General features: G+C 35.9%; 7 protein-coding genes. 2 read left to right on the forward strand and 5 right to left on the reverse strand.

Annotated elements, in window-relative coordinates; translation table 11 throughout:
- Positions 1 to 57 precede the first annotated feature (57 nt).
- From AC1D0Y_RS24755 to AC1D0Y_RS24770, 4 genes are all read right to left on the reverse strand, one after another.
- Entirely contained in the window at positions 58 to 990 is a 933-nt protein-coding gene (locus tag AC1D0Y_RS24755; RefSeq protein ID WP_477708004.1) for a DUF1177 domain-containing protein, read from the reverse strand.
- A 49-nt stretch (positions 991 to 1039) separates the two neighbouring features.
- Positions 1040 to 2095, reverse strand: coding sequence for a DUF917 domain-containing protein (locus tag AC1D0Y_RS24760; protein WP_477708005.1), 1056 nt, complete (start codon positions 2093 to 2095; stop codon positions 1040 to 1042).
- A 13-nt stretch (positions 2096 to 2108) separates the two neighbouring features.
- Positions 2109 to 3719 (reverse strand): OPT/YSL family transporter, encoded by a 1611-nt coding sequence (locus AC1D0Y_RS24765; RefSeq protein WP_477708006.1) that lies wholly within the window; start codon positions 3717 to 3719, stop codon positions 2109 to 2111.
- 831 nt (positions 3720 to 4550) lie between these two features.
- Positions 4551 to 5312 carry an IclR family transcriptional regulator gene (locus AC1D0Y_RS24770; protein WP_477708007.1) on the reverse strand — a complete coding sequence of 254 codons (762 nt, stop codon included), beginning with the start codon at positions 5310 to 5312 and terminating at the stop codon, positions 4551 to 4553.
- Positions 5313 to 8222: 2910 nt separating this feature from the next.
- Here AC1D0Y_RS24770 and AC1D0Y_RS24775 point away from each other — a divergent pair.
- Positions 8223 to 9509, forward strand: coding sequence for a replication protein (locus AC1D0Y_RS24775; protein WP_477708008.1), 1287 nt, complete (start codon positions 8223 to 8225; stop codon positions 9507 to 9509).
- 109 nt (positions 9510 to 9618) lie between these two features.
- Positions 9619 to 10404: a ParB N-terminal domain-containing protein gene (locus AC1D0Y_RS24780; protein WP_477708009.1), complete on the forward strand. Its 786-nt coding sequence runs from the start codon at positions 9619 to 9621 to the stop codon at positions 10402 to 10404.
- Between the two features lie 451 nt (positions 10405 to 10855).
- Here the strand turns inward: AC1D0Y_RS24780 and AC1D0Y_RS24785 are convergent, their stop codons facing one another.
- The gene (locus AC1D0Y_RS24785) at positions 10856 to 11506 is read right to left on the reverse strand and encodes a MerR family transcriptional regulator (RefSeq protein ID WP_207372431.1); all 651 of its coding nucleotides are present in this window, start codon (positions 11504 to 11506) and stop codon (positions 10856 to 10858) included.
- Between the last annotated feature and the right edge of the window lie 1302 nt (positions 11507 to 12808).

Below are 12808 nucleotides of genomic sequence, written 5' to 3' on the forward strand. Positions count from 1 at the left end.
CTCCAATGAATATACAGGAGCGAGGTCTAGAGGTACCTGTCCCGCAACGTCAAATGATTATTTCCCCATCGTTTGCAAAATTTTCATCGATCCGTAGAGCTTTGTCATATGTTCAAATTCTTTTTTGTCGTAAAATTGACACGTTCCATTAGTTACTTCTTTTGCCACTTCAACAGAAAACCTTGCTGCCGCAGCGATATCGACTTCGTGGCTTGCACCCGTGCCGCAGCCTGGTACTGCTGATTGGGCGGTAATCGCTACACCGACGACAGGAGAATCCGTTGCTACACACGGTTGTAAAATCGAATTAATATGATAAACATCGTTGCCATAAGGCGTAATATCTTGCATTGTTACTGGGAATGTAACTGGTAACTCCCCAGTCGTCATTTCCATAATTCTTAGCAAGTCCTCACTTACACGAAGTATATACCCTTCCTTCACCGTAGGAGAAATGGCAATTCCTTTATGATTGATTACACGATTTCCTTTTGTCGTGTCAATGGATAATATGACATCCATTGATGGGATTACTTCATGTTTGTTCATTTCCCAAATATCAACCGGGGAATCCATAAAATCAACCGGTTCATGTGGACGCGTTGGGGCGTCGGGACAAATATGCGTGGAAATAATCACATCACCTATTAACATATCTCCCTTAGTTTGCATATCAGCAAGTTTAAGAGCCGAAGCAACCGCTGCAATTGCGCCATCAGCGTCAGAGACAAGTCCGATTCGACTTGGACGCGCACCAATACCTCCGAGGCGACCAATTATTCCAACAGTCGGCGAAGTTCCACCTTTTTGTTTCCCTTCGGTTCCTGGAATCAAAATCTCAATAAAATCTGTACTACCTTTTTCACCAATTACTTTTTTAACTGTTACAGTAACGTTCGGATACTTGTTAAAGAGCTCTTTCACCGTTTCTCCATTAACATAAGCACTGCCCATTGTTTCTAATACAGTAAATGTTTGTTTTAGTACCATTTCATTTCCCTCCAGATCTTCTAATCTATAAAAATGTTTAATTTGCCTCTTAAAGATATGGAAGTATAGGCTTCTTAATAATTTCTTCAACAGGTTTCATTAGATTTTCATTTCTCATTGTACTGCTCAAGATTAAATTTTCTTTCGGGACAGATATTACAGCTAGCGATTGACCTTTTTCCACCTCTGCTGTCACAATTGGTTTAGCCGTTTTTGCATCAAGCGTCATAATAAGATCTGGGAATGTAGCAATCCTTTCACCATTCAATTCTAATGTCATATACTCATTCCAAAATGTTAGTTCATGTGAACCAATTGTTACACTACCAACATCGAAACCTCCTGTAGTTTCCAAACTAAATTCCCTTACCGTACCTTCAGCAACTACTTTTCCACCTAGTTTTGTTACAACGGCGTCAATAGCAGCCTCGCCTTTGTTGTTTAGTAAAGCTTCACCGACTTCAATCGCTTGACGAATAGCTCCAGGGGCACCATTTTCTTTAGCATAAGCAACGGTTACTGGGTTTCTTGCAACTGCTACAAGGCCGCCAGCTTCGACTGATGCAGTACGAACTATAGATGCTGCTTTAGAAAGTGAACCTGAAACGCTTAGTTCAACATATTTGTCGCCTTTACCTCCTAAGGCAGCTTGATGTGATACATAATTCGGACGTTCAGATAAATTAAGAGAACCCATTGAACCTGTCGGATGAGCTCGTCCATTACATGGTACATCAATAACCGGAATTCCCATTACTGAAGATTGAAACCATCCGTTTACAGTTGTACTGGCACCATTTTCATTTGTTGTGATGCCTTTAATGGACTTATCGATCTTTTGTGTAAGTAATTCTAATGCCCTAGAATAATGAATCGGTTTAAGAAATTTTTCTTTTGCTGCAGGTGCACCCACCAGCGACACAGTTACCAGTAAGTCCTCATCATGAAGTTCATCGACGGTTAGAAGTTCAGGCTGTCCGATTTCAAGTGCTAAGCGGCCAATTTGCAATCCTTCTTCGATCCATCCGCCACCGCCTCCTCCTAGGACGGCGCCGCCATAAACCGCATATTCTACCATTTTTTCATCCAGTTTCATTTTCACCATACAAACACTCCCTTTACTTTTTCAAACTGCCAAATATTGAATTAAAGAAACTATATAGCGCATCACCCGCGATAAAACCTGCTGCTAAAATGCTCATTGGTGTTTCAGCTTCTTTTCCTTTAACCTTAAGAACAATCATTCGGATTAAAATCCCCCCAAGAACCGCCCAACATGCGTTAGGTGTCAAGATGAGAAGCCCAGTAGCAAATAGAACGCCTAACTGACGACCGGGACCACCAATTAATTGGATGATTGCTCCTGGAATTGCCCACATTAACAGATGCTTGGCCACTTCAGAAGAAGCACCTGCCGTAATGGTAGAGGCATACACTTTATCAATTGGTGGAACAAGATTTTGTGCAAAGTAACCTTTGTACGTAAAAATAACGGTTAGAAGAGCTACACCAAAAGCAATCATTCCCGTTATATATTGGTGCTTTCTTCCTTGTAGTTCATACTCTGGGTCCTTGCCCTTCCCCCGAAGGATATATCCAGTTTTCAAATCATAACCCATGTCGGCAAAAGCTGGGCCTGTCGCAGCACTAAATCCAGCAAGTAATGCAAGAGCTTCTGTTGGAAACCCTATGAGCATTCCGAAAAGAAGGGTAATAAATGCCACTGCGAAAGCCGGAAACCACCCAGAGTGCATAGCTGCGATTCCAACAATCAATTCATGGATAAATGCGGCAAAAGCAGCGAAGATTAAAAAGCCAATTAACATACCAATGGACATCTTCGTTACAATTCCACCTATCAATGCAATAATAAGCGCGATGACAAGGTATGCAATAAATCCTAAGCCTAATGATCTTCTTGCCTCATTGATTGGACGGGTAACAGGCGCTTGCACGTTCTCAGATGCTATAGAAATCTCACTGAGTCCATTCTTTGCATTTTTTTGTTTACCAAAAATAAGTATGGCAACTTGAATTAAAGCAACAATTCCTGCTCCAACCATAATACCGTGGGGAATGTACAATGCATTAATATCCACTCCGAACCAAGGAATAAAATATTGGCGAATCATAAGACCAATACCAAACATGGTTAAAGCCCAAATATTCCCAATGAAAGCTACACCAAACGCTGACATTGAAATATGAAAGTAGGAACCAATTAGCCCAAGAGCCGTTCCGATTCCGAGAAGGCCTGCTCGTTTTCCACCTTTATCTCCGGCCATAATGGATTCCGCAGTTGCCACACCCGGTGCCCAAGTCTCTGATGCGGGAAAAAGCTTCGAATCAAATATCTTATATAAAATGGCTGCGTCTACAAACATCGCCAAAGCCGCACCAACTAGCATTGGAACGATTAATTCCGGTTTTCCTAGTGTATAAGGGATTCCGATCGGAATTAGCAAACTGTTAGCTGCACCGAAAGTAGCTGAAGAAATAGATGTTTGGACAAGATTTTGCCTGTGAACGGACTTGAATTTCCGTAAAAAGGCTACGGGAATTCGAGCAATTAACATTGCTACTAGGGCCCCAATAATTGATGTGCTTGGCGTAACCCCGAGCGTGGTGACAATTTGCATTCCGATGATTGCCCCTAGAACTGCCGTTAAAATGTTAAGAATAAGAGCGACAGCTTCAAAGACGCTCGGGTGTTTTTCTTTGTTATTCATTGAAACTCCCCCAATCTGGATGTCATTTAAGTTGTTCTTCAATCGTGAAGGTCGATTGAAACATATCGCTTTGTTTTAATAAATCAATTAATTATTTCCTTCCCATAATTGCTGATTTAGCATTAAAATAGTTAAATTATATAATTCATTGAACCTTCAAACACTAATGTAAATCAGAGGCGAATGGTCCTTCTACTTCAACCGCGTCACATAGCAAGAAACCAATTAGCATACCCGGAGAAATTTAAGGAGTTAATACACCTAAAAACAAGGTAATAAGTGCAGTATCCATGTATACGAAATATCTAAAAATAAGTAAGCATTGATACTTAAATTAAAACTTTCATTTATTTTATCCTGTATTAACCAAGCTCCTACTTTTACTTATTTGAATTTTGTTTAAAAAAATATGGCTTTCAAAAGATGGCTAACCATTATAAACAGCAGTTTGATTAATTAATTTTTCTTATCAAAATTTCTTTAATTTCTCATCTCCTTCATTATTAAAATTTTTTCCAATTAAGTTTATAAAATAAGTCAGTATTTTTAATTCCACCTCTCAAATGGTTCTAATATAGAAACAGTGTTTCTATATTTGTTGATAGTAGAATTATTATATAGTTTAAAAATAAAACTTTCAATAATTTTCTGATTCTTTTCATTAGTTTTTCTAGTGTAAAAAAATAGGAATATCTAGGAACTCCTACGCAGAAAACTTTATAAATAGATATCCCTTTCTATTTGGATGGCATAAAAAACCTCGTAGGTTCATAAATGTAAACCCACGAGGTTTTTAATAAAGGAAAGTATAAAATTGGAGTATGTCTTACTTCAGTGATAAAGTTTAAGATGATATTTCTCCATAATGTCCATTAATTTCAGGCTTGTTTCTTTCATAAGCAGCAAATTATGTTCAATAGTCGTATCACTCATACGATAAATAGGACCAGAGACTGTAAGAGATCCGGCGATTTGATTATTATAGAATAAAGGAACAGCAATAGCTGTCACATCAGGAGTATATTCCCCACTGCTTTTTGCCCATCCTTGCCCCTTTATGATTTCTAACTCTTTATGCAATTCTTTGGGATCGACTATGGAGTCTTTCGTATAAGGACGCAAGCCTAATTCAATGACTTGATTGATGGTATCTTGGGGTAAATAAGCGAGAATAGCCCGATAAGTAGCGGCAACATATAAGGGTGCTCGACTTCCCATAGAAGCAGTAAATTTCACTTTATTATCCGTTTCAACAATATCAAGTGTAATAGCTTCTAGGCCATCAAATGTCGTTAAAAATACAGACTCTCCAGTTTTTTTCATTAAATCGGTTAAAAGAGGAGTAAATAACTCTCTTACATTTAAACTTTCATACATGGTTAATCCAAGTTCCCATACGGCAAATCCTAATGAATATTTTTTCGTATCTGGATTTTGTACTAAGAAACGATGCTTTTCAAACGTATCCAATATACGGTAAATATTCGTGTGATTAGTATTTAGTTCCTGTGCAAGTTCCCTTACTCCCCACGACGGCTTGTCTTTTGTAAACATCTTCAAAACTTTTAGTGATTGATCAAGTGTTTTTAACATTTCAATCTCCTTAACATGCAAAATCGGTTTCATGCATCCCTATAGAATTATATTAAATTTTCTATAATAAAGATAGAAAAAGTGGTTCTAAGGCGAAGAATGCACGGAAAACATTCAGTACAAAAGGAGTTTCTTTTTCTTGTACTTTGCTTTGCTTTAATGTTTCTCTTATAAATGCCCATAATTGAGATACGATAGAAGCTGCTGTTCCCAGTAAAAAGAAAGCAATAAAAGCTAAAAAATAAAAGTTACGGATGAATTCAAATCCAGAGTATCCTAAAATGGCAGCGCCCGTAGTGAGTAATAATAACAGCACCTACTGAAATAATGTTAATAAAAAAGCTAAATTGTATATTGCTCATTCCGACTTCGTCAATACCAAACAATGAGGAATATGGAGCAAAAAAAGATGTAGCTAACCCGTATACAAAATTCCCCAGAAAGAGCACCTGAAACGTAGGAATGACCTATAACATCTCAATAGTTTTCTAACTCCCTTTCCTTTTAGCATAATCACGCTTCCCTTTTATAAAATAAATATGAGTGAAAAGATTTTATAATGGATTTACACTAAATTATGCAAAACTTTTCTTTTTTACTTCTTTATCATCATCTATTACTTGTCTCTGAAAATAGGTAGAAGCAAGAGCTTCTCCAAATTTAATGGACTACCCTTATTCTAATTTTTTATTTATTAAGGCATTGTGGATTCCCCCAGAGCTCTTGCTTACTTTTCATTAATTAAAAAAAGTGCCAAGTTTCAGCACTTTCGAAATGGTTTAGCTTTTATCCCTTATGTATCATCGTTTTCGAATAAAAAAGAGCATAAGGGGTTTTTGCTATCACATAGGGTGATAGGCTAGGCAAAGCCTAGCAAAACCGTGATATCACGAAAACCTCTAAAGTGTAAACCTACTGTTGACCTAAGTACTTCCATGTGAAGCTACTGTGAACATAAAAAATTAATGATGTGAACCTGCTGTGAACCTCAAAAAAACACATGTTGACCTACTGTTAACATGTGTTTTTTCACCTTATGGCAAAATCCTGTTGCTTTTCACTTAATTTTTGGATCTTTTCTTGTAGACTTTTTTGGTCACCCTCATAGAACTGAATGCTTTCATCATTAGATTGAATTGCATCTTTTTTATCACAATTTTTGATTCTGTCTCGGCTTTTCCGTAGCCTTTCATTTTCTTTTTTATAAAATCTTTTTCTAACCCATGTGAACATGAAAAAAATAAATATCGACTTCCTGTGAGCGTGTATTTTTTTAGAACGGTAATCGTTTATAGAATAAAATTAATTCATGAATGATGAAAAAGCACGCGTAAATCACTCGTATGATAAGCAAAAAGAAATGACCGTTTTGACCATGAACGTGCGAAAGAAGTTAAAAAAAAGATCGTTTGCTTCTGTCTTATTTTTTAAAAAAACACTTCAAAACGAAGTGACCCTTGAGGGGATATTTATCAACTATGAAGGGTCGGCGAAGGGGTTTCTGGCACAAATGTTGTAATCGCTGAGGGGCCGATGAAGGGACTATCCTCTAATTTGAGGGTGCGCTGAGGGGGTTCTTGCAAGCATTTCCTTGTACCCAAGGTTTTGTTAGGCTCTGCCTAATCCCACACAGTCTGGGGGGGCAAAAACCCCTTATGCTCTTCTCTCTATTTTTAAAAGGGCACCACTATTTTAGGAATTTTAAATAAAATATGGAACTTAAAATAAGAAATGTTGATCCTACTACTGTTAAAAAAATTGATGAGAAAGCAAAGAAACCCGATCAATCATGACAGTATCTTTTAAAAATCAAGTTCACACATTAGCTATTTTTAGTCAACACTCTTCCTCAGAAGAACCACTTGAAAATTCGCTTGGGAATCACATTAAGACAATAGGATAGTATACAACTTCAATGGAAAACCTGAATGATATGTTAGAAGAATTAATCAGAGGATATGAAGATGATGAATAAAACACGCCAAATGATTTCACTCGATGAAGACACTTATCAATCCATTCAAAGTTATATGCTTAAATAAAAATGAGATATCTTAGTGATGCCATATCTAACATTTGTATCAAATTTAGTTATGAATAAAAGAAAGAATAGAATGTAACAGCCATTACAGAAACTATTTCCATTGAGTTGAAAAACGATTAAAAAAAGGAACTTAAAAAGCTACAACTTTGCGTTAACAATACTCTTAAGCATGTGCAAATTGCCAACGATATAGGACAATTTCCACCCTCAGAATTCAATAAAAAAGCAGCTTCTACATAAGGTAGAAACTGCTTTTATTATATCTTTAACTTTTTGCATAGGGTGATTTCCCCTCACCCTCTTCACAAAAAAGGACTATAAAAAATCACCCTACCTTGGAGAACCATTTGCGATTATCATTGAAAGTATACGAATCAATAAACCTTCAAAGTTATTAAAAATCAGGCATTATAACATACTTTTAGATACTTGGGGAGGGGTAAAAAATTACCCCTCCCCAGATTCCACAAATTCAGCTATGATAAAGGCGACTCCTAAAGAAATAACGAATGGATCGTAGCTAATAATACTTGTTTTGATATATTTTGCTAATTTTTTATTGAATTATGAGACGACTTAACGCTATAATAAAACTAACAAAAACGTGCGGAATAGAAAAAAGACTTCAACTGTTTAAGAAGTGCGGGTAACACTCTTAAACCGTCCCCCCTATTTACGGTAGGGAAAACACTTGTCGAAGTCTCTTGTTAATAGAGTTAGTTTTGTACAAAATAAAACTTATGGTTTTATTTTATACGAAATTGACATCTATTTCAAGGGCTTAGTTCATCTAAATCACGGCATTGTTTTCCTTTTACAAGGGAGACAATGTCTTTTTTGTGTTCCTTAAAGGAGAAGATGAACAAATGACAAAGCTATTGACTTGCTATTTAAAAGATGTAGAGACCTTCAATGGGCCATTCACATGGTTATGGAAACAGAAACCTACCCTTCGTAAAAAGAAAGAAGCGTTTTTAGAAACCCTTCGTACTTACTTTAAACAACAACAATTGGCCTTACATAAAGAATTCCCTAAAAAACGGATGGAAATGTTAGATCACGTGATTTATAACCTTGTAGCTACGGGTATTCAGGCGATCCGTTCAGAAACCCTTATGAAAAAATTTAACGTATCTAAAAGTACGGTTTCCCGTTTTGTGAAATCATTAAAAGATACACCCTTTATACTTGTTGCACGTTACATTAAAGAAGATACAACAGGTGCTCATCCTGACAGCTATGTATTTGTTCTTAAAAGTCATAAGAATTTTAACCAAATTTGCGATGAGATCTTTTTTGCCCATGATACAACAGGTGTCCAAATGGTTCAACAAGAAGAAATGACAACTCCTGTGACAACTCCTGTGACAACTCCAGAGAGTGGTGAAAACGTTGATACATCAAGCTTTGAGGGCGAAAAAGTACCGTCTCCCTTTATTAACCTTGATTTACCTGTAAATCATATTAATAATCATTTAATATCTGCTTCACAGTCATTTGCTTATATCAAAGGTGTGCCTAAGAAAGTAAATAATGTGTATGCAGGGAAATATGGTCATCAACTAAAAGACTTTTATGCTCGTATTCAAAATGCAGCCAAAGCAGTAAAAAGAGATACAAAGATTGAGATTGTGAAAGAACAAGTTCATGAAGTCGCTTATACAGCGATTGTAGGCTTAGATAAATATGTCCATGAGGCGAATCATAAGGGTACTACCCTCTCACTGGATGACATGTGCCGTCTTGTTTATCAAATTGCATTCAATCAATTTACCAATCTACTAAAAGGGAATACAGAAGAACAAGCATCTGAGTCAGACATACATACTGAAGCTGAAACAGCAGCCTTATTTACGCCTAAACATATCATCCGTAAGGAATTGGTTCCTGCTTGGTTAAAAGCTGAACAGGAGCAAAAAGAGTCTACACAAGAAACAGCTATTTCTCTGGATCAACAGCTTGAGATGATTCAATTAAAGCAAGATTTAGGACAACAGTTAACACCAAAAGAGGAAACCTTGCTCCAAGAGCACAGTTCTATGTACAGTTCGTTTGAAATGGCGCAGCTGAAGCAGGATCTAGGACAAGCCTTAACACCAGAAGAACAAGCTTTACTGCACCAACATGACCAGTTAAAAGGCTCAGTTTCTTAATCAAAAAATGTAGAAATCCCTTAGAAGCTAATATTTTAATAGATTATGTTTATTTAGATGTATGTTCTAAATAAACAATAATTATACATCTACCTAGGAGGAAATTTCGATGCCCCATAAAATGACCCTAACAGGATCTGCGACAGGCCCATTACGAGAATACGATCGCTACGTTGCCTTTGATATGAGAGAAAAAGGTTCACCTTCTGCGCCTAAAGGTTTAAAAAAGAGCACGTTTATTTCGTATACCGTGTTTGTTGCGAAGAAAGCCTTTAATAAAACCGGACTAACAAAGAAAAGTATTATGCATGAAAAAATCTTAATACAGGGGGAACCGACGTTAGATATTCCCATTGACGAGTGCCCTGGGGAAATTGGTATCATCTGCTTCCAGATTACCGTTCTCCCGAATAAAAATGATAAAGAAGCCAATGATTCAAACGATAAAAAAGAAGCGAAGCAGGAGGTTTCTAAGGCACAACAAGAGGTTGTAGCTACCAAGCAGGAAGAAAAACCAGCATCTGTTTCCCAACCTGTAGCAATAGAAGAGAAGAACGCTGAAATGGTACAGCCAGAAGCGAAGGAAACACCTGTTCAAGAGCAACAGACCGCTTCACAACAGAAGCAGCTACCAACTCAACCAAAAGGAACACAGGATATCGTGAGCTTTGATGAGATAATTGTTCCCGAAGCCTTCTTAAAGACACGCCCAAACCCTGAAAAAACGCAAAAGGTCATTGACTTTGTGAAACGTACTGGGCACTTAGATGAGCCGTTAACGATTGAAAAAGGAACCAAGGTTTTAAAGGATGGTTATCGTCGTTATGTTGTAGCCAAAACCATTAAAATGGATAAAGTTCCGGTGATATATGAGCACCAAAAACAAGAAGGTTAAGGCTTGGTTAAAGAGTCTTTTAATACGAAAAATAAGTAAGGATAGGAACTTTAATGAATAAGCCCACTACTTTAATAGATATTGGAGTAACAAGAACATTTCTAAAATTTTTTTGAGAAATTGTTTAGGGTTCTAGAAGCAAGGGGTAAAGTTAAACATATCTTTTTGTGATCACCTGTTTAATATGTTCGATCTCTCCGTGGAATCCAGTTATCTTTATGGTGACTGGATTGTCTTTCTGTAATTAAGTCATACGGGTAATTATAGCGGTGTATATGGCTAAGACCCCTATCCCCCAAGGGTTCGGTTAATACACCGTTATTTTCCGTTAAGATATTACTATGGATTTTCTCAGCCATTACTCCTACAATTTGGACAATGCATGTTAGATCAAGAACTACCCCTATAGGCTTGGTGTCAGGGTAGCTATCAGTATGCCTATAACGGCTTTTTAAAATAAGCCAAAACGCTTTTTCCTTTTTGATTCCGGTTTTTGTTCCAACATTCTTTTGTTTTGTTCTTGAATTTGTTTGTAGCTTTCAATCAACAATCTGTCGCGTGCCTCAGCTCGTTCATTTTGTTCATCTAATTTCTTTTCTAACTGACTTATATCTGAATTAGGATCACTTAGCAACTCAATTTTTTCTTCCATTATACGATTTCGTTCTTCACTTGCTGCTAACTGCGCTTTTGTCGATTTCAATTCTTTCATAACTTCATCCAAGGTCCGTGCTAGAACCATATTAAATTGTTCTTGTCTTTCGTTGAAGCTTTCTTGATTTTCTTCTTTTTCTAACAATCTATCAATTTTCTTTTCTAATCTACTTTTTTCTTCTATTTTAACAAAGACTTCTTCATCCCCGTTTTTCCACGATAGAACTTGATCCCAAGAGAAGTTCTCTTCCCTTACTAGTCTTAATATTTCTCCTAGTTCTTCGATATTTTCCTTCGTGTACTTTCTATAGCCTGTACCATCGTCTTTTGAGCGTTCAGTTTGAATATTAAAATGGTCTGTATATTTCCGAAGAAGATCTGTACTTACATCTAAAATTTTAGCAACTTCACCGGGTTTGAAATATTTTTTTTCGTGTTTTTGTTCCAAGGAAATCTCCTCCTGTTTTTAAAAACGGAAATGCTGCATCCGTTGGTAGAGTAAGGAAAAATAAAAACGGAATAGAACTTGTTTCGGAAATCATTCCTGTTTTTTCTTCTCATTGTTAATGAAATTGTTTATGTAATAAATTTCTTCTCTCGTTCAGTTTTTCTTCTTTAAAGAAGAAAAACTGAACGTTGTTGTCTTTTTTGTAGGAGTAAACTTAATAACTTTTTATTAAATAATAACAAAATGATTATCGAGAAAAGTTCTACTAGCAAGAAAAAAGGTTTCCTGATCTATTCCAAGAAAACCTCTTCCTGTTTTTAAAAACGGAAATGCTGCATCCATTGGTAGAGTAAGGAAAATAAAAACGGAATAGAACTTGTTTCGGAAATCATTCCTGCTTTTTCTTCTCATTATTAATGGAATTGTTTATATAATATATTCCTTATTTCATATAGTTTATCCTTTTTAAACGGAAAAAGAAAGGAACGTTGTTGTCTTTTTTTTTATAGGAGTAAACTTAATAACTCTTTATTAAATAATAACAAAATGATTATCGAGAAAAGTTCTACTAGTAAGAAAAGGTTTCCTGCTCTGTTCCAAGAAAACCTCTTCCTGTTTTTAAAAACGAAAATGCTGTATTCATTGGTAGAGTAAGGAAAAATAAAAACGGAATAGAACTTGTTTCGGAAATCATTCCTGCTTTTTATTTTTAAAATTCCGGAAATGTTTATGGAATATATTCTTTATTGTGTTCAGTTTATCCTTTTAAAACGGAAAAAGAAAGGAACGTTATTCCTTTTTTATGTAGAATTATTAAACTAGTTGAACATATAGTTCAACTTAATCTTTTGGTTTTTTCTTCAGGTGATTAAGTCCATCTTAAGTTTAACTTAATTAATTGGAGAAGAGGGTGAATGGTAAAACGAATAGAGAGTTTAGAATAAAAGAGGTGAAAAAGCCATTTATCAATTGAAAAGAGAATACTTAAAGAATATAAGTAAGTATTATTGAAAAGAGGGGGAGATTATTTGCAACAAAATGATATAGAACCTTAGGTTTTGGCACCAAAACTTAAAGTTGGCTGTAATTAATCTCCTAAAATTGGACATACTGATACTATAAAATGTTTAATACTTTATAGTATCAGTATGTCTATTTCTGAATTTTTTATGTAAAATGATTGAAATCATATCATACCCATAACAAAGACCGCCCATTACTTATCAGTGTATAAGGCGGTCTTAACTGTATTCATGCTATATGATTATGACAAAAATATCGACATTATTCTAAATAACATTC

It is taken from the genome of Priestia sp. P1_B12_1 (assembly GCF_056406695.1).

What these genes read in the sequence shown, in the direction of transcription:
- AC1D0Y_RS24755 (WP_477708004.1), bottom strand. Translation starts at nt 990, where the DNA reads ATGGTACTAAAACAAACATTTACTGTATTAGAAACAATGGGCAGTGCT.
- AC1D0Y_RS24760 (WP_477708005.1), bottom strand. Translation starts at nt 2,095, where the DNA reads ATGGTGAAAATGAAACTGGATGAAAAAATGGTAGAATATGCGGTTTAT.
- AC1D0Y_RS24765 (WP_477708006.1), bottom strand. Translation starts at nt 3,719, where the DNA reads ATGAATAACAAAGAAAAACACCCGAGCGTCTTTGAAGCTGTCGCTCTT.
- AC1D0Y_RS24770 (WP_477708007.1), bottom strand. Translation starts at nt 5,312, where the DNA reads ATGTTAAAAACACTTGATCAATCACTAAAAGTTTTGAAGATGTTTACA.
- AC1D0Y_RS24775 (WP_477708008.1), top strand. Translation starts at nt 8,223, where the DNA reads ATGACAAAGCTATTGACTTGCTATTTAAAAGATGTAGAGACCTTCAAT.
- AC1D0Y_RS24780 (WP_477708009.1), top strand. Translation starts at nt 9,619, where the DNA reads ATGCCCCATAAAATGACCCTAACAGGATCTGCGACAGGCCCATTACGA.